Origin of the sequence: Actinomyces slackii (genome assembly GCF_900637295.1) — a bacterium.
Lineage (GTDB): Bacteria > Actinomycetota > Actinomycetes > Actinomycetales > Actinomycetaceae > Actinomyces > Actinomyces slackii.
This window is the reverse complement of the sequence record NZ_LR134363.1, coordinates 310221-332093: the sequence shown is the minus strand read 5'-3', so window position 1 is coordinate 332093 and position 21873 is coordinate 310221. Positions and strand designations below refer to the sequence as shown.

12 protein-coding genes are annotated in these 21873 nt (G+C 72.3%); 3 read left to right on the top strand and 9 right to left on the bottom strand.

Annotation, left to right across the window (positions count from 1 at the left end; translation table 11 throughout):
- Window positions 1-35: 35 nt before the first annotated feature.
- From EL266_RS01375 to EL266_RS01345, 7 genes are all read right to left on the bottom strand, one after another.
- A complete protein-coding gene (locus EL266_RS01375; RefSeq protein ID WP_051281059.1) occupies window positions 36-2561 on the bottom strand; it encodes an RDD family protein in 2526 nt (841 codons plus the stop codon).
- The gene (locus EL266_RS01370) at window positions 2558-4987 is read right to left on the bottom strand and encodes a transglutaminase-like domain-containing protein (protein ID WP_084500631.1); all 2430 of its coding nucleotides are present in this window, start codon (window positions 4985-4987) and stop codon (window positions 2558-2560) included. The genes EL266_RS01375 and EL266_RS01370 overlap by 4 nt, the downstream gene beginning before the upstream one ends.
- Window positions 4984-6252 (bottom strand): DUF58 domain-containing protein, encoded by a 1269-nt coding sequence (locus EL266_RS01365; protein ID WP_126412043.1) that lies wholly within the window; start codon window positions 6250-6252, stop codon window positions 4984-4986. The genes EL266_RS01370 and EL266_RS01365 overlap by 4 nt, the downstream gene beginning before the upstream one ends.
- A gap of 3 nt (window positions 6253-6255) precedes the next feature.
- On the bottom strand, window positions 6256-7221 hold the full coding sequence (locus EL266_RS01360) for an AAA family ATPase (RefSeq protein ID WP_026426708.1): 966 nt from the start codon (window positions 7219-7221) through the stop codon (window positions 6256-6258).
- 97 nt (window positions 7222-7318) lie between these two features.
- Entirely contained in the window at window positions 7319-13741 is a 6423-nt protein-coding gene (locus tag EL266_RS01355) for an Ig-like domain-containing protein (protein WP_408608480.1), read from the bottom strand.
- Entirely contained in the window at window positions 13738-14178 is a 441-nt protein-coding gene (locus EL266_RS01350; RefSeq protein ID WP_026426710.1) for an adenylyltransferase/cytidyltransferase family protein, read from the bottom strand. The genes EL266_RS01355 and EL266_RS01350 overlap by 4 nt, the downstream gene beginning before the upstream one ends.
- The gene (locus EL266_RS01345; RefSeq protein WP_026426711.1) at window positions 14178-15638 is read right to left on the bottom strand and encodes a sugar transferase; all 1461 of its coding nucleotides are present in this window, start codon (window positions 15636-15638) and stop codon (window positions 14178-14180) included. The genes EL266_RS01350 and EL266_RS01345 overlap by 1 nt, the downstream gene beginning before the upstream one ends.
- Before the next feature lie 542 nt (window positions 15639-16180).
- Here EL266_RS01345 and EL266_RS01340 point away from each other — a divergent pair.
- The 3 genes from EL266_RS01340 to EL266_RS01330 all read left to right on the top strand — a co-directional run bounded on the left by EL266_RS01340 (window position 16181) and on the right by EL266_RS01330 (window position 19426).
- Window positions 16181-17725, top strand: coding sequence for an oligosaccharide flippase family protein (locus tag EL266_RS01340; RefSeq protein WP_232012070.1), 1545 nt, complete (start codon window positions 16181-16183; stop codon window positions 17723-17725).
- A 23-nt stretch (window positions 17726-17748) separates the two neighbouring features.
- Window positions 17749-18465 (top strand): CDP-alcohol phosphatidyltransferase family protein, encoded by a 717-nt coding sequence (locus EL266_RS01335; protein WP_026426712.1) that lies wholly within the window; start codon window positions 17749-17751, stop codon window positions 18463-18465.
- A 64-nt stretch (window positions 18466-18529) separates the two neighbouring features.
- Complete coding sequence (locus EL266_RS01330; protein ID WP_026426713.1) at window positions 18530-19426, top strand: O-fucosyltransferase family protein; 897 nt, start codon at window positions 18530-18532, stop codon at window positions 19424-19426.
- Window positions 19427-19442: 16 nt separating this feature from the next.
- On the opposite strand, the gene EL266_RS01325 is transcribed toward EL266_RS01330, so the two are convergent.
- Both EL266_RS01325 and EL266_RS01320 read right to left on the bottom strand, forming a co-directional pair.
- Complete coding sequence (locus tag EL266_RS01325) at window positions 19443-20582, bottom strand: glycosyltransferase family 4 protein (protein WP_026426714.1); 1140 nt, start codon at window positions 20580-20582, stop codon at window positions 19443-19445.
- On the bottom strand, window positions 20579-21712 hold the full coding sequence (locus EL266_RS01320; protein WP_051281070.1) for a DUF1972 domain-containing protein: 1134 nt from the start codon (window positions 21710-21712) through the stop codon (window positions 20579-20581). The genes EL266_RS01325 and EL266_RS01320 overlap by 4 nt, the downstream gene beginning before the upstream one ends.
- Between the last annotated feature and the right edge of the window lie 161 nt (window positions 21713-21873).

Here is a 21873-nt window from a genome sequence, read left to right as displayed (position 1 = left end):
CGGCTGGACACGAGGGGGCCCTGCGGGCCGGTCGCTCAGATCACCTCGACACGGAAGCCGATGCGCCCGAAGAACACGGTCGAGCCGTCCATGGCCGGCATGGCGACATCAGGATCGGCATGAGTGGCCGAGCCGTCCTTGCCCTCCACGCGGGTGCCGTTGGTCGAGTGCAGATCCGTCACCCAGATGCCGTCCAGCAGCGGGAAGATGGCCGCGTGGGTCTTGGAGACCGAGCGCGTGGGGTCATCGAGCGCCACGCGCTCAGCGCCCTGGTAGGAGGAGATGTTGTCAGGATCCCGACCCACGACGGTGGGCTCGTGGATGACGATCGGGTCCCCGCCCAGCAGGGGGATGAGGCGAACGGACAGCGGCGGGCTGGAGGCCGACGCCCGCGGCGGCTGAGGCATGGTGCCGGGCAGCGGCGGGGTTGGGCGCCCTGCCGAGGCCTGACTCTTGGCCTGGCGGCGCCGGGAGATCCGAGGCACCTCCATGGTGGGGGGAACCGGCCGGCGGATGGCCGGGCGCGCGGAGGACGAGGGCGCTGAGGGCGCTGAGGGCGCTGAGGGTGCTGAGGAGTCGGCCTTGGGCTCCAGGGCCTCCGGCACGGGGCGCGGGGAGAAATCCGAGCCCTGGGGCCGGGCGGCCTGCGGAGCGGCGTGAGCACCACGGCGAGTGCCCCGGCTGGGCGGTGCCATTCCCGCCGAGGAGCTGGGCTCCAAGGGGGTGGAGATCAGCGCCGGCTGGGCGGGGGTCGCCAGGTCGTCGGAGGCGGTCGACGGCGAGCCCTGCGCTGCGGGGGAGGCGGTTGCTGCGGGCGACAAGGGCCCGTAGGGGCTGGCCGGTGAGGCATCGGTCGGTCCGGCCGCCGCGTGCCGGGAGGGACCGCTGGACGGACCGCTGGACGCGGCGGGCGGCACGGAGGCCGGCGGGATCGGCGCGGTTCTGGGAGCGATCCGGGGCGCCGGGCTCGGAGGCGTGGCGGGAGCGGCCGGAGAGGCCGCATCCGTGCGGGGAACCTCGTTGGGGTCGAGCAGGTTGGGGCTGCCGGAGCCGCTGGGCGTCGGCGAGGGCGACGTCGGCGAGGGCGACGTCGGCGAGGGCGACGTCGGCGAGGGCATGGCCATGGGCCTGATGCTCTGCGGCTGGCCATCCGCCGAGGTGGAGCGGAGCGGGAGCGGATCACCGGGCAGGGTGAACTGCTCCGTGGCGCCCTGATCGCTGTCGTCCTGCATCGCCGAGCGGATCTGGTCGGGCAGGGAGTCCATGGTCGTGGAGTCCAGCGAGGTCGGCACAGAGGACCAGGGCACCGAGTCGATGAGGGCCTGGGTGGAGTGCTCGGTGGATTGCAGGATCCTCGCCGTGTCGAAGGTGTGGGCCACATCGGCATTGCGCCGCCTGGAGCCGGAGAAGCTGTAGCGCTCCGCGGCGAAGAGGCTCTCGCGCTGAGGAACCGGGCCCTGCGGGGTGGGCGACGGCGCCGCGGGCGAGGCCGCCTGCCCCGACTGGGACGCTCCGGACTGGTCTTTGGCGTGTCGTGCTTCCATCGCCTGCGATGGTACGGGGTTTGCGTCCAGCGCGCCTGAATCTGAGGACGGTGAGCTCGAGGCGGATGCGCTGGGGCGGGCCGTGGCGCGTCCCAGATCCTCAGGGGTGCGAGGGGCCCTCGAGGCGGGCGCGCTGGCAGGCGTCGCCATGGCGGATCCGGGGGCGACCGCATGGGGCCGCCCACCGCTGGGAGGCGGGCTCGCGCCGGCGCGGCCGGGACCGCGGTCGCTTGGAGCGGCCGGGCCGGCGGCGCGGTGGCGCCACTCCGGCCTGGTCCCGGTGGCGGATGCCTCCGCCGGCTGTGTCTCCTTGGTCACAGTCGACTCCTCGGGCCTGCTCGCGGCAGGCCGCCGGGCCGCGGGCGATCCGGCCGGGGGCTGCGCGGAGGCGGATCGCCCAGCGGGCGGGCCTGCAGCGGTCTGTCCGGCCCGTCCGGCCTGTCCGGCCCGCCCCGTGGTGGAGCGGGTCTGGGAGGGCTGCTTGTGGGAGGGCGCGCCCGTCGCGCCCGCTGGGCCCGTCGCGGACTGGGAGGCCGACCCGCCCCGGGTGGTGATGGCCACCAGGCCCGCAATGCGGTCATGCCATCCCCGCCCCTCGGGGTCCTTGGCCACGGAGCGCAGAAGGGCGATGCCGCCCAGGCCCAGCGTGGGAACCATGACCACGAGCGTGAGATCGCCGTGCAGGAAGACCCCCAGGGGCGAGGGGCGCAGATTCCGGGCGCCCACGAAGCGCACCCCCGCCAGCCTCCCGCCGGGGCTCCAGCCGGTGACGGCCAGCATGAGGCCGCGCAGGAGCGCCACCGTCACCACGGCCGCCGTCGCGCTGATGGACAGCGTCTGCTTGGCCAGCAGCAGTCCGGCCATGATGAGGCCGATGAGGATGGCGCCCAGGATCAGGTCGATGATGGCGGCCAGAAGCCGCGCCCCCGGCCGGGCCGAGCGCGCAGCCCCCCGACCGCCGGTCTGCGGCGCTGACCGCGGCCGATCGGCGCGGGATGGAGGATGAGTCGTCGTCATGAGCGGAACCTCCTGGGGGGACGGCGAGCCTCCCGCTCGGCTGGGTGAGCAAGAGAACGCAGTGACAAGCGTGCCATGACTCGTCGCAGCCGTGAACGGTCCGCGCCCATGGCGCGCACAATCGCGTCCGACGAGTTCCACAGCTCCCTGAGAGAGTACGCCGTCGGCTCTCCATGACCGAACACATGAGTGTCCACGGCACGGGCGAACCTGGTGAGATCAGCCCGGGGGAAGTGCTCCGCCAGGTCCTTGGCCGCCTCCCGTCGGGTCAGGCCCCAGGGGGCGACTCGACCCAGGTCACGGGCGCGATCGACGATCTCGTCCCAGGCGCCCAGGGCCTGATCGACCCCGCTGCGGCGTCGTCGCCGGGAGCGCCGGATGAGCTTCCAGGTGAGGATCGTGGCCGCCAGGGCCAGGAGCAGCCCCCCGATGCCGAGGGCGACCAGGACCGGGGTCGGGATGCCGCCGGCCGGGTCATCCTGGGGGTCGTCGCGCTCCGGGTCCTCATAGGAGGGCGGCAGCTCGGCGGGGACCTGCGGGGGAAGCGGCGGCTGGAGCACCTGGGGCTCGGGGTTGGAGACCTTCTGGGTGGTCTGCTGCTGGGGGACCTGATCGCGGTCGGGGGTGACGTCGAAGGCGACCCAGCCCAGGCCCTCGAAGGGGATCTCCACCCAGGCGCGGATGTCCTCGCCGGTGACATTCGTCGCGTCCCCATCCATGGCCGGGTCGAATCCCATGACCACCCGGGCCGGAATGCCCAGGGACCGGCACAGGAGCATCATGAGCACCGAGTACTGCTCGTCGTCGCCCACCAGGGACTCGGCCTCGACCATGGCGGCCAGGCGGGCGGCGCCGTGACCGGGCTGGGAGGGACTCTGGGTGCCGTCGGAGTAGTAGCTGGTGCGCAGGCGGTGCTGGAGGGCCCGGATCTGGACCAGAGGATCGGACTCGGCTCCCACGATCTCCTGGGCCAGGGCGGATACGGAGGGCGGCACCTGCTCCACCGCCCCCAGGGCGACCCGGGACAGCGAGGCGCCCTTGAGCTGGGCCTCGGAGGGCGCGGTGTAGGGGTCGACCCGCTCGGTGAGGACATCGCCCGTGACCATGCCCGCGGTGACGATCCCCGTGGAGGAGAAGGAGTCGTAGTAGAGGCTCTCGCGCAGCGCATCGGCCCGGGGGCCCGTGATCCTCAGGGAGGCCGTCTGCGAGACCGTGGGCACCCAGGGGAAGGAGTAGCCCGAGACGGTCAGGCCCACCTCCTGGGTGGTGCCCGGAGAGGGGATCAGGGGCGTGCTCTCCCCGATCCGCTCGAAGCGGGAGACGCCGCCCGAGTCCTCGCCGATGCGGGTGGACAGCCCGTCGTAGGAGTCCAGGGCGGCGATGCGCACCCGGGAGCCCTCGGGGGCGCCGGTGACGCGCAGCAGCTCGGTGCTGGCCAGATCCGTCTCGATGCTGCGCACCAGGGACAGGGGGCTGGCGTACTCGGTCAGGTCCAGGGGCGGCTCGAACAGGTCGCGCAGCACGGATCGGGCCGCCGGCACGCCCGGCGCCGCCACGAGAGTCGCGGCGGTGAAGGCCGCTACCACGGCCACGGCCAGGGCGGCGCTCCTCCTGGTGGCGCGGTGGACGCCCTGCCTGCCCGTGGCGGGGGAGGGGCCGCCGGGGGCCGAGGGGGCCAGGGCCTCGACCACCTGGCTGCGTCGTCGCCTCAGGGAGGCGCAGCACCAGATCCCCAGCACCGCTGCGGCCAGGAGGGGGCCCGTCACGGCGGGCATGACGGCGGTCTGGCCGGACCAGGCGATGGCCGCGGCGGGAGCGGCAGTGACCGCCAGGCCCGCCAGAACATCGCGCCCCACGATGACCAGGCGGGTGACCAGGGCGGAAACGATGAAGCCGACCAGCCAGGGCAGCGCCGTCATCCCCATGAAGGCGTTGAGGGGCAGCGGCAGGGTCAGGGCGTCGCGCCACACGGTGACCGTGGAGGCCAGCACGCTGCGCAGCGCCTCGATGCCCGAGCCGGCATCGGGCAGCAGCAGGGTGGCCGCCGCCACATGGGTCATGCCCAGGGTGGCGATGGTGGGCATGGCGCTCAGGCGCAGCCGGCCGCAGACGGCGGACACGGCCATGGCGATGGCGGCTCCCGCCAGCCCCATGAGATAGCCGCTGCGATCCCCGAATGCGGGAATGAAGGGCAGGGTGCCCAGGGCGATCACCGCTGCGGCCAGGCTCAGCTCCAGGCAGGCGGCGGCCAGGCGCGGGCGCATGGGCTTGGAGCGCGGGACGTAGAAGCGGCCCGAGGCCAGTGCCGGGCGCGAGGCCCGCGCCAGGGCCGGACCCCGGGAGACTCCTGCGAAGGGGGAGTTGCGCGTGGTCTGGCCGCTGCCGCGGGTCTCCGGGGGGCGGGTGTCGGTCAGGGAGGGGGTCATAGCGCTCGCCTCAGGGCCGTGGGGAGCTGTTCGAGGCGGTCCAGGTCCACCACGGGCAGGGAGCCGGCATGCAGGCGCGAGAGCCCTCGCGATCCGCTGCGCAGCGCGAACATGACCATGCTCAGCGGGGTGTGCGTGCGGGCGCGGGCCAGGGTGGCCCGGTCCACGTCCTGGCCGGTGACCAGGATGACCACCGAGGCCTCGGGGTGGGAGGCGCAGCCGTGGCGCGCCAGCAGGGCGCTGTCCTCGTCCTCGCCCAGGCCCAGCAGGCAGGAGGCGTCCAGCAGGCGCATCGGGGTGGCGGTGGGGACCTCGCCCATCTGGGTCAGCAGGCGGACCTCCCGACCATCGTGGACGGCGTCCAGGGCCAGGGAGCAGGCGATGGACACGGCGGTCTCGAAGTCCTCCTCGCCGGCGTAGTCCTGAGCGCGGGTGGACAGCAGCACCAGGAGGCTGGAGCGCCTGGTCTCCTCGAACTGGCGCACCATGAGCCGACCGGTGCGCGCGGTGGTGCGCCAGTGGACATTGCGGCGGTCGTCCCCGGGGATGTAGTCGCGCAGGGCGTGGAAGGAGACATCCGAGCTGGACAGGTCCTGGGTCACCGCCCCCTCGATATCCCGCAGGGTCCCGTGGAGCACGGTGCCCAGGCGCAGGGTGCGCGGGTGGATGTGGACGTCCTGGGCCTCGGTGCGGGCGCGCTCGGAGTGAAGCAGGCCCACGGGGTCGCGCGAGACCGAGGAGACGGGCCCCACGGTGATGACGCCGCGGCGCTGGGTGGGGAGCACGAAGCCGCGGTCATGGTGGCCGTGCGGGGGGAGGGTGGGCACGACGAAGACGGCCTTGGCCGGCCCCACGGGCATCTCCATGCGGATGGGCAGCAGGGGGCGGGCCCGGGAGTTGTCCACCGTGACGCGGATGAGGGCGTGGTCCCCCACGGTTACCCGCGGCTCGAGCAGGCCGTGGGAGACGACGTGACTGCCACGGGGAATGAGCCAGAGCCCCGCGGTGAGCACCACCAGTGCCAGGACGATGGCGGCGCTCCAGGACTCCTGCCACCCCAGGTAGGCCCCGGCCAGGGCGCAGGCGATGAGCAGCGCCAGGGCGGCCCAGCCCACGGGGCTGACCACTCCGAGGACCCGGCGCACCGGTGCCGCCAGGGGGGCCAGCGCCCTGCGCAGCCGGGCCCAGGCGCTCTCATCCACGGGGGCGCGCTGGGCCAGCGGAGCCGTGGGGCTCGGCGCGGCGGTCGGGGCGGGGGAGGGCATGGCTCAGCTGCGGCGGGTGGGGGCCGGGACCTGGGCCAGGGCCGCGGTGATGACTCCCGTGGCGGTGGCGCCGGTGAATTCGGCGTCGGGGTCCATGACCAGGCGATGGGCCCAGACCACCTGGGCGAGGTCCTTGACATCGTCGGGCAGCACGAAGGTGCGCCCCTGGGCCGCGGCCCATACCCGCACCGCGCGGGTCATGCCGATGGCGCCTCGCGTGGACACGCCCATGCGGGTCTCATCGGCCTCGCGGGTGGCCTCCACCAGGGCGCCGATGTAGTCCAGCACCGCGTCCTCGACGTGGTTGTCCGCGGCCAGGTCCGCCATGGAGGCCACCACGGTGGAGGCCACCACGGGGGACAGGCCCTTGGAGCGGTCGGGCTTGGCAGAGCCGGCCAGGATGCGGGTCAGGGCCTCGCGGGCGGGGTACCCGATGGAGGTCTTCATCAGGAAGCGGTCCAGCTGGGCCTCGGGAAGGCGGTAGGTGCCCGCCTGCTCCACGGGGTTCTGGGTGGCGATGACCATGAAGGGGCGCCCGGCCTCGTGCCGCTTGCCGTCCACGGTGACCGTCGACTCCTCCATGACCTCCAGGAGGGCTGACTGGGTCTTGGGGCTGGCGCGGTTGATCTCATCGGCCAGGACGATGGAGGAGAAGACCGGTCCGGGGTGGAACTGCCAGGAGCTGGTGGCCTGGTCGAAGATCGTCACACCCGTGATGTCGCTGGGCAGCAGGTCCGGGGTGAACTGGATGCGCGAGTGCGTCCCCTGCACCGAGGCCGCCAGGGCGCGGGCCAGGGCGGTCTTGCCCGTTCCCGGGGCGTCCTCCAGCAGCAGGTGGCCCTCCGCCAGCATGGCGGTCAGCGCCAGGCGGATCACCTCCTCCTTGCCGAGGAGAGCCTTGCCAACATTGTCAACGATGGTGGAGAAGGCCTCGGCGAACCAGGTCGCGTTGTCCTGAGTCATAGCCATGGGCCCTATGATCCTTTGCTCGTATCCTCTTGGTGGTGCACGAAGGCGTGAGATGCGGCGCCTGCGGCAACAATGCGGTCACACCCACTGGGCGAGCCTACCGCTGAGTGCAGGTCACCTGATTGTTGGGCGAGGGGCTGCGGTGCGGGAAGACGGCATGCGCCTGGCCATTGGAGTCCAGGCTCACCTGCTGAAGGTGCGTGGACTGCTGGCCGAACCTGCGATTGAGATAGGTGTAGGAGCAGCTGACCGTGCTGCTCGGGTTCATCCCGGAGATGTCGATCACGATCCTCCAGCAGGAGTCCGGGGAGAAGCCGGTCTCACGCAGATCGCGCTCGGTGCAGACGGCCTCGGCGGCATCCGTGGACAGGGGGAAGCTCACGGATGTGCCGACCGCAACCCTCCCCTGGGCCTGATGGATGCCGTCGTCGACCTCGATGTCCTGGCAGGCCCACTCCGAGTCGCCGGCCTCGCGGTGACGGGCGCGCACGCAGGCCGTGGCCGTGTCGTCATCGTCGCCCTCGAAGCTGATGCTCTGGCCCTGGCGGATGGAGTCGTAGGTCCAGTCGTCGTCATCCTCGGCGCGCCACCGCTGCTGGTAGGTGGTGCCCTCGCTGTCCTGCCCGCCCGGCGCCCAGGAGCAGGTCACCTGCAGGCCGTCGACCGAGCAGTTGATCGATGGCTTCGAGGGCCTGGAGGGCGGAGGGGTCTCGGTGTAGGGCGTCGCCGAGGCGCCGGAGACGGCCTCGGACTCCCGGCCGTCCTGGGAGACGGCCTTGGCGCGAACCGTGTAGGACCGGCCGTCGGTCAGCCCGGTGATGGTGGTCGAGGAGGTCCAGTTCGCCCCGTCCACGGAGTACTGGATGCTCAGCTCGCCCTCGGAGTAGCCGTTGCCGCTGCGCGGGGAGGCGGATACCTCGATGACGCCGGACTCGCCGGTGGCGCGCGCGGTGGGGTTCGAGGGCGCCAGCGGGACCGTCTTATGAGTGAAGCTGGTGGACGGCGAGGTGGCCTGGCCGGCGTCGTTGGTCGCGGTGACCGTGAAGGAGTAGGAGCCCGGGGGCAGGGAGACGCTTACCGAGGTGGAGGTCCCCGCATCCACTGATCGCGAGGCCGCGCCGGAGACCTGCACCGTGTAGCGCACAGTCGAGCCGTTGCCCGGCGCAGGGGTCCAGGAGACCCGGACCTGGTCGCCGCTGGAGGTGGCCTGCGGCTGGCCGGGAGCGCTGGGCGGCCCGATGGGCGTGGCCGGGTTGGAGCGGTTGGAGAAGTCGGAGGGCTGCCCGGCCGAGGGGATGGCCCGCACCGACGCCGTGTAGGTGGTGCCGTTGCTCACCGAGCGCACTGTCAGGGAGGTGCCCGAGGTGGTGTGGGTGCTGCCATCGGACAGGCGCACCTCGTAGGTCATGGACACCCCCTCGATGGAGGCCACCGGGCTCCAGGACGCGGTGATCTGGCCCTGGCCCGCCGTCAGGGTGGGGGCGCCGGGGGTGTCGGCCTTGACGTTGAAGACCTCCGGGGAGGAGGCGGCCGAGGGCGGGGAGTCACCCACCGCATTGGTGGCCACCACCTGGAAGGAGTAGCTCTTGCCGGGGGTCAGGCCATCGGCGCGGCAGGGCGAGCCGGAGCACACCCAGCGCCCGGCGCCGCCGACCTCGGAGACCGTGTACCTGGTGATCGGCGAGCCGTTGTCCGGGCCGGCCGCCCAGCTGACCGTCATGGCGCTGGCGCCCGCGGCCTGGGCGCGCACCCCGGTGGGAGCCCCGGGCACGCCCTTGACGGTGACGGTCACCGTGCCGGTGACGGCCCGCGAGGCCGAGCCGGTGGCGTCCAGTGCGGTGTAGGAGACGGTCATGCGGCCGTTGAAGCCGGAGGCCGGGGAGATCGTCAGGGTGGTCCCCGAGACGGTGACGCTGCCCTCGCCCCCGGTGACCCGGGGCTCGCCGCTGAGGGTGATGGGCTTGTCCGGGAAGGGGTTGGTCACCAGGGTGGCGACATCCACGCTCACCGGGGAGCCGTCGGAGTCGATCGTCGTGGGGGCCGCGGTCATCAGCGGGCGGTTGGAGGGGCCGGCCCGCAGCGGCAGGGCGGCGGTCACCGGATCCGAGGTGCCGTCGTTGACCGTGATGTCCACCGTGCCGGTGGCGCCCTCGGCGGTGCCCTCAGCGGCGCTGACCGACAGGGTCGAGCCGGACAGGGAGACCTCGAAGCCCGCGGGCGCGCTGCCCGCCGAGTAGGTCAGGGTGTCGCCCTGATCTGGGTCGGTGGTCATGGCCGCCAGGCTCACGGTGGTGGCCTCCTCCCCGGGGGCGGCCACTACCTCCGTGGGGGTGAAGACCGGTGGGGTGTTCGTCGTGGAGACCACCTCGATGGGCAGGGTGACCGTCGAGCTCAGGGCATCGGAGCCGGTGCCGTCGGCCACCGTGAAGGTCACCGAGGACTGCCCGATGAAGCCCTGGGACGGGGTGTAGCGCAGGGAGGTCCCGTCCCCGGATAGGGCGGCGCCCTGAGTGCCGGCCCCGGTGCGGATCGTGTCGGCATCGGTGATGACCGGCGAGGTCCCGGCCCGCGAGACGATATGCGCTGACAGCGGGATATCCGTGGAGGTGTCGGAGGGGACCTTGATGGGCACCGTGGCGGCGTTGACGCGCGGCCGCAGCTCGCTGCGGGCGGGGACCACGACCACGGCGTTGCCGGTCAGCCCATCGGCGTCGGTGATGGTGTAGAGCACCACGCGCCGCTCCTCGCCCACGGTCATGGACAGGGAGTCGCCCTCGACCTGGACGTCGGCGTCGGTCACGCTCACCTCCAGGTCCCAGGGGGAGCCGTCGGCGTCCTGGTCGTTGTCCAGCACCGGGATGGTGACCCTGCCATTGGCATCGACCTGATCCACCGTCACGTAGTCGTCCACGCCCACCGGGTTGACAAGGGGGGCGTCCTGGGCCACCTGGACCGTCAGCGTGCCGGTGTCGGTGCCTCCGCGCCCATCGGCCACCGTGTAGGTCACGGCGTAGACGCCCTCCTGGCCGGGCAGGGTGAGCACGACGCGCCCGGCCCGGGTCGAGACCGTCAGGGCGGGATCGGAGCTGGTGGGGCTGCCCTCCAGGCTGAGCGTGTCGCCGTCGGCGTCCAGATCATTGGACAGCACGTCGACGGCCACGGTCCTGCCCGGCCTGGCCACGACGAGGTCGTCGGTGGCCACCGGGGCGGCATTCGTGGACGGCGCCGAGGCCACGCCCACGCGCACCGTGGCGGTGGACTGGGAGCCGAAGCGGTCCTCGACCACATAGGTGAAGGTGTCCGTCCCGGTGGCCCCCTCCAGGGGCGTGTAGGTCAGCCAGGTCGAGGAGACCTCCACCGTGCCCATCTCGGGGGCCTGCTCCATGCCCACCAGGCTCACCGAGTCGCCGTCGGGGTCGATGCCGTCCAGGGGGACGCCGATGGTGGCCTCCGAGCCGGCCACGGTGCGCGCCTCCAGGCCCTGGGGGGAGGGGGCGGCGTTATTGGCGTCGTCGCGGGGGCGAACCTCGATGGTCACGGCGCCCGAGGCGGTCTGGCCGTGGGAGTCGGTGGCGGTGTAGGACAGGGTGGTGCGTCCCGCCTCCTCACCGGCGCGGAAGCGCACGGTGTCATCACTGACCCAGGCGGTGCCCAGCTCGGGGCCCGCCAGGCCCAGTTCATTGGCCACCGAGAGCGTCAGCCCGGCGGGGGAGGAGTCGTTGTCCAGCACCGGGACGGTCACGACGTCGCCGGCGCGCACGACGGCCGTGTCATCGCCGACCACGGGGGGCTGGGACTGCGAGGAGGTCACCGGCACGATCGAGACCCGCCCCGTGGTGGTGGCGGTGCCGTTGGTGACGGTGTACTCCACGCTGGTGCTCGGCGGGACCGTCCCGGAGGTGGAGATCTGCAGCAGGGAGTGGTCCACCACGGTGACCGTCACGCCCGACTCCGGTGGAGCCGAGACGGACTGCAGCACCAGGATCCCCCCGGAGGGGTCGAAGTCATTGGACAGCGGGGCGATGGTGGTCGCGCCGCCGTCGCGCAGCAGGGCGGTGTCATCCTCCACCTCGGGTGGCACCGAGGGGTCGGTGCGCTCGACGACGTCGATGCGCACGAGCCCCTGGGCGGTGTTGGCCCCGTCCAGGACGTCATAGGTGAGGTAGAGGGTCTGGGCGGCCTCGGCCGAGAAGGTGAAGACGCCGGCCTGCTGGTCGACCTCGACGGTGGTGCCGGCCGGGGCCTCCTGGACGCCGGCCAGGTGCAGCGGCGCCCCCGTGGGCGAGACGTCATTGTCCAGGGGCGAGACCACCACGCGCGAGCCGGCCACCACGCGGATGTGGTCGGCATTGGGGATCGGCTTGGCGGTGTCGGCGGACTGCACATCGACCTTCACGGTTCCCGTGGCGGTCTCCTGGCCGTCGGAGACGACGACGGTCATCTCCCGGGTCCCGGTGCCGGCGCCCATCTCCCGGACGGTGACGGTGCCCTCGTGGGAGGACTTGACGTCCAGGCCCTCGCCCTGGGCGGAGACCAGGTAGACGTTGTCGCCGTCCGGGTCCAGCCAGTGGCCCAGCACGCTGACCGAGCCGACAGCGCCCTCGGTCAGGGACAGGGTGGGGGTGGTGGTCTGCTCGGGGGCGGCGTTGACATCCCAGCCGTGGACCTCGACCGTGGCGGTGGCCGAGTCGCTCATGCCGCGCCCGTCACTGGCCGTATAGGGCACCGTGATGGTCCCCGTGGCGTCGGCGGGCACATCCAGGTGCAGGGCCAGGCCTCCCTGGGCGCTGGTCACCGAGGCGACCGATCCCGCCTCCGTGGCCGAGGCCGTCAGGACATCGCCGTCGGGATCGGAGTCATTGGCCAGGACCGGCAGGAGCGTGGCGCGCCCGGGGCGCACGCCGAAGGCGTCGTCATTGGCCTCGGGGGCGTGATTCTCCTCCGTGCGCTCCGGCGGGGTCTGCTCCTCGGAGATGTTGGCCGAGTCGTCCTCCACATCGGAGCTGTCATCGGTCTGGGCGGTGACATCGGTCCAGTCGTCGATGAGGATGAGCTCCTCATCGGGCAGCCACACCTTGCCGGTCTCCACGTCGTTGAGGACGATGGCATCGCGGTTGACGCGGAAGATGGGGGTGGAGGAGGAGGCCAGGGACTCGTTGTGGAGGGTCTCATTGCCCCCGCCCAGGCCGGTGCACTCCCGCACGAACTGCCCCGAGCCGGACCAGGCGCCGTAGATGCAGCGCCCCAGCCGCACCGGCTGGGCGGCCACGCCCTCGGGGACGGTGCCCGAGGCGGCCGGGATCCGGCTGACGGAGCCATCCTCCAGGGAGACGCTGATCAGGGCGGTGCGCGAGGCCACGAGAACGGAGTCGGCCGCGGGGCCGGGCTGCTGGAGGGTCAGGCCCGGCTCGGACAGGTTGACCTTCTGCCCGTTGGACAGGTGGAGGATGCCGGTACCGCGCTCGAGCACCACGGGGCGCTCGCCCACGGCGGTGATGGCCACATCCGTGCCCGCGGTCAGGGGCAGGTCGGCGGTGACGGCGGAGTCCCAGCCCGCGTCCTTGACCGGCAGTGACAGGCGCGATCCGGTGGTGGCCGACACGGCGTGAATGGCGCCGTCCTTGCCGGCCACGGCCACGACGTCGGGCATGCCGGTCACCAGGGGGGTGGAGGCCGACAGGGCGGAGACGGTGGCGACGGTGGTGGCGCGGATCGTGCCCTCGGAGGCGTCGGCGGCCAGGACCCGGTCAGCGCCCTGCTGGACGCTCAGGCCCTGGGTGAGCTGGGTGCGCTCGGTGAAGGCCACCTGAGAGGGGTCGACGGTGGAGACGGTGGCGTCGGCGGAGTCGGGGACCAGGACGTTCTCGGCGTCCTGGGTGACGTCGAAGGTCGCCGAGGCGGTGCGGATGGCGCCGTCGACCTCCCGGGAGGGGTAGTTGAGGCGGGCCACGAGGTGATCGGAGGTCGAGGTCACCCACACGCCGCCGTCATGCAGGTGCAGATCCGCCTGGGCGACGCCGTCGTGGAGCCAGGCGGCCGTGGCCAGGGCCATGACGGTCAGCGCGGCCGCGGCGGTGGACAGGCGACGGCGCACTGCGGCGCGCCGCTCCGGGCCGCGGGTGCCGCGCAGTGAGCCGCTCCGGCTCCGGCCGGGCAGGGCTCGGCGCAGGCGCGAGAGGCCACCGCGCCCCGAGGAGGCCGATGCGGCCTGGGCGGATGCCCCGCCGGCCGCGGCCCTGCGGGCGGCCTTCCTGGCCGCTCTCTCAGCCTTCTCGGCCTTCCTGGCCTTCCTTGCCGCGCGCGCACTGCCCTTGCGGGCGGGCTTGGAGTCCCTGGAGTCCCTGGAGTCCCTGGAGTCCTTGGAGCGGCTGGCGGCGCCCGGAGCGCTCCGCTCCGCGTGAGACGCACTGGGGGAGGCGCTGGGGGATGCGCTGCTAGCAGCAGCCGGGGCCGCGGCGCCCGGGGTGGGCCGGGCGCCGCGGCTCGAGGGCTGCGGCTCGGAGCTGCTGGGCGTGGTCACATGACCTCTTGGGGGTGACGGGCTGCGACCTGCTGGGTCAGGGTTCGTCGCAGCATGGTGGACGAGGTGGTCGGGGTGTAGGGCAGGTAGATGACGCGGGCGCCTACCTCTGCCATCTCAGCCTCGAGGCGGCGACCCTTGTCGGTGCCCTCCCAGTCGCTGCCCTTGAACAGGACATCGAAGGGATTGCGGTGCCAGGCCAGGCGCTTGTCCTGATCGAAGTCAGGCACGACGGTGTCGACCATCCGCATGGCGGTCACCATGGCCATCCGCTCGACCAGGGGGACGATGGGGCTGCGGCCCTTCATCCGCTCCAGGGACTCATCCGTGGCCACCCCGGCGATGAGGTGGTCGCAGCGCTGGGCGGCGACGGTGAGGATGTTGAGGTGGCCGACATGGAGCATGTCGAAGCCGCCGGGAACGTATCCCACGATCATCAGTAGGCGCCCTTCCCGCCGATGACGGCTCGCAGGGTGCTCAGGAAGATCTGGGCGTCCAGGGCGCCGCCGCGGTTCTCCACGTAGTGGCGGTCCAGGGCCACCGTCGAGGCCCAGGACAGGTCCGAGCGCCCCGAGACCTGCCACAGGCCGGTCATGCCGGGCTTGACCAGCAGGCGGCGCAGGGCCTCGTCGTCGTACTGCTCCACCTCGTGGGGCAGGGCGGGACGCGGGCCCACGAGGGACATGTCGCCCAGGACCACGTTGAACAGCTGGGGCAGCTCGTCAATGGACAGGCGGCGAATGATCCTGCCCACGCGGGTGATGCGCGGGTCGCGGCGGTCCTTGAACATGACCTCGTTGCCGGCGTCGCCACCGGACGTGACCACTTCACGACGGCGGGCATCGGAGTCGATGTGCATGGAGCGGAACTTCCACATGGTGAAGTGCTCGCCCTCGAGCCCCACTCGGGTCTGGGTGTAGAAGGCGGGGCCGGGGGAGTCCAGGCGCACGGCCAGGGCGGTGAGCGCCAGGACGGGGGAGGCCGCGGTCAGGATGAGGAATCCGACGATGCGGTCGAAGATCGCCTTGCCCAGGGCGCGGGTGCGCCGCGTCTGGACGGCGATGAGCCCGGTCCAGCCGTGGGTGACCGACAGGCCGCGCATACGGCTGGGCACCACGTCCTGCAGACCCGGGGCCACGATGAGGCGCACGGAGGTGCCCTCCAGGCCCCGCATGATCGTCACCAGGTCGTCGGGCAGCACCGAGCCGACTGTCATGACCGAGTCGATCCGCTCGCTGCGCACCGTGGTGGCGATGTGCTCGGGGTCGCGCACGGCAGCGGCGGTGCGCACGCTGCGGTCCTCGCCGGAGGAGAGGTATCCCACGATGAGGAAGCCGTCCACGGGGTGGCGGCGCAGCTGAGTGAGCATGGGCTGAGCGCCGGAGCCCATGACCACCAGGGTGCGGCGCAGGCCGTGGCCCTCCATCCGGCGGCGGCGCAGCCATCCGGACTCCACCATCCGGCCGATGAGGGCCAGGGTCGTCTGCAGGGCGAGCGCGGCCACCATGCCGGTGCCGGTGATGGACGGCCCGGGGAGCGCTCCACCCAGCAGGAGGGCCGCCGGCGTGGCGATCACGGCGGCGGACACGAGGCGCCCGGTGCTCAGCGCGCCCTGCTCGACGGGGTCCATGCCCAAAGAGCCCAGGAACCACGAGATCAGCGTGGCCAGAAGCCCGATCGCGGCAACCGGCCAGGCCTGCCAGGGTCCGACGATGAAGGTGGCGAGCCAGGCCGGCAGGGCCACCGCGCTCAGGTCGGAGAGCACCAGCCAGATGACCAGGTCCGTGCGCATGCGCGCCCAGGGACTGCGTGGCACAGTGGTCAGAGTCGCCCCAGGTGCCGATGCGGCTCGCTGCTGCTGCTCAGCGCGGGGCAGCGTCAGTGTCGAAGTAGTCAAGGCGGTCTCCGCTTGGGATCGTGGGTGGGTTGGGAGGACGCAGGCGCGCCATTGGCGGCCTACGGATTGAGAATGCTACTAAGGGTTGCGGGGGTGAATTGTAGGAAGTGGCCAAGGTCGCAGGGTGGGGGGTGGTTGATTTTGCCGACGGGACTCGACGCGTATGTTACAGGTCCACTACGATATGGTGGTGCTCACGTGTCTAGGAGTAGGTGTTCAGGAGACATTCAGGGTTGCCCCTGATCCGCATGATACCGCCACAAGGTCCCCGAGGCGTGAGGGCGTGCCCTCCACGGATTGAAAGTCACAATAGCGTAAAGCGGGGTTGGTAGTAAACAATGATTCTGTTATGCACAAGACGTTCGGTTGAGGCGCGCTCGTCGGGGGCCCGGGTTCCTGCGAGCGCCCATGAGCGGATTTCCCCTGACAGGACCGGTGTTGAAGACCTGTTCTTTCACACTTTCAACAACATGTGATGGCCAGCGACCCGGGTGTCGAGGGTGGGCGGCCGCGGGCCGTCCGGCGCAGGAAACGAGGAGCAGATGACAAGCCCTGGCGGTGGTTCCAAGCGAGCCGGGGCCTGGTCCTCCGTGGGCCGGGCCGCCGGGGCCAAGATGGTGGTCATGGTGCTCACCGGCCTGTTCGGGCTGATCAACACGCGTTTGATCATCGGCCACTTCGGCGCCGACGCCTACGCCCAGTACGGTCTGCTGGCCTCCTTCCCCACGCTCATGCCCTTCACGGACCTGGGCATCGGGGCGGTCATCCTCAACACGGTGGCGGGCTCAGCCGACCCCTCCCGTGACTCCGCGGTGCGCCGCACCGTCACCACCGCCATTCGCGCCCTGCTGGCCTCGGCGCTCATCATCTCCACCGTGGCCGTGGTGATCGGCCTGATGGGGCTGTGGCCCGCCCTGCTGGGCGCCAAGCTCATGGAGGGCGGCGGGGCCACCGCCACGATCTGCCTCATCATCTACGCCATGGCGCTGCCGCTGTCAGTGGGCCAGCGCATCGTCATCGGGCTGGGCCGCTCGGCCACTCAGGTCATCAGCCAGGGACTGGTCTCCCCGGCCATGAGCTGCATGCTGCTGGCCGTCATCGTTGCTCGCCTGGAGGCGGGCAACGCCGTGTCTGTCCTGTCCTACGCGGCCAACACCCTGGTCTCCATCGTCTGCGTGGTCGTGGCCTGGCGGATCACCAGCCCCATGCTCCGCCAGGCGGTGCGCGATGTCCCCCGCCTGCGCTCGGTGCGCGGCGTGCCCATCCGGTCCACCGCGGGCCCCCAGCTCCTCATGTCCCTGGCCATCCCCATCGCCTTCCAGACCGACCGCCTGCTGCTGTCCCACCTGGGCCGCTCCGAGGCCCTGGCCCAGTACAACCTGGCCTCGACCCTCTTCAACCTCCTGACTCAGACGGTGATGGTCGCCGGGGTCGCCATGTGGCCGATGTTCGCCCGCGCCCGAGCCCGCGGGCAGATCGAGAGCCCCTTCGCCCCGGCCGCCTTCTTCGGGGGCGGGGGGCTGCTGGCGGGCCTGTGCCTGGCAGCCCTGACGCCCTGGGCGGCCCGCCTGCTCTCCGACGGCGAGATCCGGCTGCCGGCCATCCTCGTGCTCTCCTTCGCGACCTACGTGGCCGTCGAGGCCGCCAAGCAGCCCCTGGGGATGTACATGACCGACCCGCGTGGTCTGAGATTCCAGGTCATCCCGGTGCTCGTGCTGGTGCCTGCCAATTTCGTGATCTCCTGGAGCCTCATCGGCCCCTTCGGCGCCGCCGGCCCGATCCTGGGATCAGTGATCTCCGTGGTGCTGTGCCAGCTGCTGCCCTTCGGCTGGTGGGTGCACCGCGATGTGGCCAGGCGCCGCAGGGAGGCGGCCGACGACGAGCAGCAGGACGGCGAAGGGCCCGCGAAGCCGGCTGACCCCACCGATCCTGCCGATCCTGCCGACCCGGTCGATTCAGCCGGCTCAGCCGCTGAAGGCGGCGATGGGGCCGCGGTCCGCCCGGACCGGGCCGCCGATGCGGCTCAGGATGCCGGGCGGGGCGATACTGACTCCGTGCCCCGCCGGCCCGACCCCAGCCGGCCATGAGGCCGCAACCGAGAGGATCGCTTATGACGGCCAGTGTCGCCGAGAACATCCGGGCGCTGTCGCGCGCGCAGAAGTCCAATGCGGGCGCGCCCCTGTACTCGCGGATCATCAACCGCCCCGCAGGAAGGGTCTTGGCCGCCGTCGCCCACCGATGGGGGATGACCCCGGATCAGGTCACCGCGCTGTCGGCCGCCTGCACCTACACGGGCATCGCCCTGATCGCCCTGTGGAGGCCCAGCGTCCTCGCCGCGGTCTCCACCGCCCTGCTGCTCATGCTCGGCTATGCCCTCGACGCCGCTGACGGCCAGCTCGCCCGGCTGCGCCATGGCGGGTCCCGGGCGGGGGAGTGGCTCGATCACGTCGCCGACTCCATCAAGCTGGCCACCATCCACACGGCCATCGCCATCGCCCTGTTCCGCTTCACCGAGGTCCCCGATGCCGCCCTGCTCGTGCCCCTGGCCTTCGGGGCGGTCCAGAGCGTCCACTTCTTCAGCTACATCCTCACCTATCAGCTGCGCCACCACGGCGGCACCCCCCTGGCCCGGGATGAGGCCAGGCCCGGGCTGCTCAAGTCCGTGCTCTCAGTGCCCACCGACTACGGGCTCATGTGCTTCGTGCTCATGATCCGCTTCGAGCCGGTGGTCTTCCTGTGGGTCTACGGGATCATGCTGCTGGGCTACGCGGCCTATCTGGCAGCGGCGCTGCCCAAGTGGTACCTCGAGCTGCGCGCCTCCTCCTGACCCCTGCCCCCCCCCCCCCCCGGCAGGCCCCGCTCCACACTCCAACTCCCCAAGGAGCCCACCCATGCCCATGACCTCACCTCGTGGCGGCCGAAAGGCCCTGCTCATCTACACCGGTCGGCGCGACGGCCTGGGAAACCGGGTGCGCGCGCTGCTGTCCGCCCAGGCCCTGGCCGAGGCCGAGGACCGCGAGCTGCTCTACGTGTGGAGCACCGACGCGCATTTCGGTCCGCATATGGATGACCTGTGGCATTTCGACGCCGGTCGCTCGGTGCCCTGGCAGGTCTCGCGCGCGATGTCCCCGCTCTTCCCCCTGCGCGACCCGCGCGGCACGGTCATCGACGAGCGGCTGCGGGCATCGCGACTATGGCAGATCCGCTCCCGCGGTCTCCCGGTGACATGGAGCGATCCGGCCTGGCAGGAGGGCGCCGGGGGGCCGCGCCACTGGACCGAGGCCCTGCGCGACCTGCGCCCCGTGGATGCCATCGCCGAGCGGGTGGGGGCGATCTTCGATGAGCACCTGCGCTCCCGGCCCTATGTGGGCGTGCAGGTGCGCACGCATGCCGTGTCCCATGCGCGGACCATCGAGACCTCCCCGGTGGAGTGGTTCGCCCAGCGCATGCGCCAGATCCGTGCCGAGCACCCGGATGTCCCCTTCTTCCTGTCCTGCGACACCGTCGGGGCCCAGGCCCGCCTCATGCAGGAGTTCAGCGGCTGCGTGGCCCTGGAGGACAAGGGCGGCTACAACACCACCGCTGGGGTGCGCTCGGCGCTGACCGATCTCTACCTCCTGGCCTCGGCCCAGCACCTCGTCGGCGCGGCCCACTCGAGCTTTGTCGAGATGGCCGTCTTCCTGTGCGACGGCGTCGTGCCCTTCGAGCGGCCCGACCAGCCCCTGGAGGGACCGGTGGATCTCAGCCTGGCACTGGTGGACGACCCGCTGCGCCCCGCCGAGCGCTGAGCCGGCGCCGTGGCGCTCAGCGCCGCAGCAGATCGGCGACGATCCCGGCCATGGTGGCCCGGTAGCCGGCGGTGGAGAAGCGCTCGGCGGCCTCGATAGCGCCGCGCTCAGCCAGATCGGCGGCTGCCTGCGGATCGCGTGCCAGGCGACCCAGGGCGCCGGCCAGGGCGGCCGGGCTCTCCGGCTCCACGAGCAGGCCGGTGGCCTCATCGGCCACGACCTCCGCCAGCCCCTGGACCCGGGAGGCGACCAGTGGGCGGGCGGCGTGCATGGCCTCGACGGCCGTATTGCCGAAGGGCTCTGCCCGGGAGGGCACGACGACGGCGTCGGCCTCCTCCAGCACCGGCCACGTGGGGCGCACATAGCCGGCCAGGGCCACATGGCCGGCCAGGTCCGCCGCCCCGGCGCGCTCGCGCAGCTCTGCCTCATACCACTCGTATCCGGGGAAGATCGAGCCGCAGACCGTCAGCGAGGCGTCCACGCCCTGGTGGCGCAGCAGGGCCACGGCCTCCAGCGCCACATCCACGCCCTTGCGGGGGGACAGGCGCCCGACCATGGCGATGCGGAAGGGGTCCTCGGGCCCGCGAGCGCGCAGCGGGGCGGGCGGCCGGGGAGGGCCGGCCACGCCGTTGTGCACGACGATGGTGCGCCCCGCCAGAGAGGGCTGGACGCCCAGCAGGGCGCGGCGCGCCGCCCCCGAGTTGGCCACGATGCGGTCGGCGGCCAGGAGCGGGGCGTTGAGCCCGGTGCGGATGATGCGGTGCTGGGTGTCCTCGGCCTCGTGGACATGGGCCAGGACCGGCACGCCTGCGGCACGGGCCGCCACCGGCCACCAGGGGATGGTCACCGTGTTGCTCAGGACCAGATCGGCGCCCGAGGCGCGGATGAGGGCGCGCAGCCGGGCGATCTCCGGCCCGGAGCGCAGGCTCAGGCCGGCCAGGCCCCGCGGGCTCATGAGGGCCTTGCGCAGCACGGTGAAGGGCAGCACGGCCACATGCGCCCCGGCCTCGCGCAGCACGGGGACCAGGGGGCCGTCCAGGGGCAGGGCCGCGTTGACCCGGTGCCCCGCCTCGATGAGGCCATGGATGGTCTCGACCAGTTGCCAGTCCGAGCCGTAGAGATCGGGGGAGGGGTGGGCCACCAGGATCCGGCTCATCGCGGCACCTTCCCGGTGCGGCGCCCCGAGGGGCGATGGCGCACGGGGCCCGTCGTGGCCAGGTGCCGGGCCAGCTCCTCGTAGCGGGCGGCCACGTCATCCCAGTCGTAGAGGGCGGCGCGCTCCAGGCTCTGGCGGCCCCGCTCCACCTGGGCGGGGGCGCCGGCCTCGGCGGACTCGATGAGGCCGGCCACCTCCTGGGGGGTCGACCAGTAGCGGCCGGCCGGGCCCAGCACCTCGCGGTTGAAGGAGACGTCGAAGGCATCCACCGCCGTGGCCGCGCCGATGGCCCGCAGCAGGGAGGGATTGGTGCCGCCCACCGAGTGGCCGTGCAGGTAGGTCAGCGCCCCGCAGTACAGCGCGTCCAGCAGGTCCTGGTCCCACACGCCCCCCAGGAGGCGCACCCGGGAGTCGGCCAGGGAGGTGATCCGGGCGGTGTACTCATCGGCGTAGGGGGCTGAGCCGACGACGACCAGCGGCATCCGCGCCCCGGAGCCCGCATAGCCCTCGACGATGACGTCGACGTGGTTCTCCACCTCGAAGCGCGCCACCACCAGGTGGAAGGCCTTGGACTCCAGGCCCAGCTCGGCCAGGCGGGCGGCGTCGGCCCGAACCCGGGGGGCGCCGTAGGCGATGAGCTCGGTGGGGGCGGTGAACTCCTCGGCGTAGTAGTCGGCGATGCCCTGGGCATCGGCGATGAGCGCGTCGGAGAAGCGCACCGCGGCGGCCTCGGCGGCCCGGTAGTAGCGCTGGCCCGTGGGGCCCCACTTGCCGCGCCGCCACTCCAGGCCGTCAACATGGGTGGCCACGGGGATGCGCGCGGCTCGCAGCGCCGGCAGGAAGGGGGCGTTGGCGGCATTGAAGACGAAGGCGGCATCCGGGGGCACCCGGCGCAGGAGGTGGGCCACGGACAGGGCCGTGTGGCTCAGGGTCTCCAGGCTCCTGTTCTTGACCGCCGGCAGCTCCACCAGGCGCATGCCCAGGTAGGTGCGGGGCAGAGGGGTGCCCGGCTCGGGGTTGCGGCAGTAGACCAGGACCTGATGGCCGCGCGCGGCCAGGCGCTGTCCGACCTCCTCGATCGCCGTCTCGAAGCCCCCGTAGCGCGCGGGGACGCCGCGGGTGCCGATCATCGCGATGCGCAGGCGGTCGGAGGGAGTCACGGTGGGCCTTTCCTTGGGAGGGCCCTCAGCCTATCGGCTGGGGAGGGTCGCGCCGGGAGCCGGGCTGCGTGGCGGGGGCGGGCGGCGTGGATCGCTGTGGATCGCTGTAGAGCGCCGTGGATCACGGCGCT

Bases quoted from the DNA above. Each gene is read 5' to 3' on its own strand.
- EL266_RS01370 (WP_084500631.1), bottom strand. From the start codon at position 4,987: ATGACCCCCTCCCTGACCGACACCCGCCCCCCGGAGACCCGCGGCAGC.
- EL266_RS01360 (WP_026426708.1), bottom strand. From the start codon at position 7,221: ATGGCTATGACTCAGGACAACGCGACCTGGTTCGCCGAGGCCTTCTCC.
- EL266_RS01320 (WP_051281070.1), bottom strand. From the start codon at position 21,712: ATGATCGGCACCCGCGGCGTCCCCGCGCGCTACGGGGGCTTCGAGACG.
- EL266_RS01365 (WP_126412043.1), bottom strand. From the start codon at position 6,252: ATGCCCTCCCCCGCCCCGACCGCCGCGCCGAGCCCCACGGCTCCGCTG.
- EL266_RS01375 (WP_051281059.1), bottom strand. From the start codon at position 2,561: ATGACGACGACTCATCCTCCATCCCGCGCCGATCGGCCGCGGTCAGCG.
- EL266_RS01335 (WP_026426712.1), top strand. From the start codon at position 17,749: ATGACGGCCAGTGTCGCCGAGAACATCCGGGCGCTGTCGCGCGCGCAG.
- EL266_RS01325 (WP_026426714.1), bottom strand. From the start codon at position 20,582: ATGAGCCGGATCCTGGTGGCCCACCCCTCCCCCGATCTCTACGGCTCG.
- EL266_RS01350 (WP_026426710.1), bottom strand. From the start codon at position 14,178: ATGATCGTGGGATACGTTCCCGGCGGCTTCGACATGCTCCATGTCGGC.
- EL266_RS01340 (WP_232012070.1), top strand. From the start codon at position 16,181: ATGACAAGCCCTGGCGGTGGTTCCAAGCGAGCCGGGGCCTGGTCCTCC.
- EL266_RS01330 (WP_026426713.1), top strand. From the start codon at position 18,530: ATGCCCATGACCTCACCTCGTGGCGGCCGAAAGGCCCTGCTCATCTAC.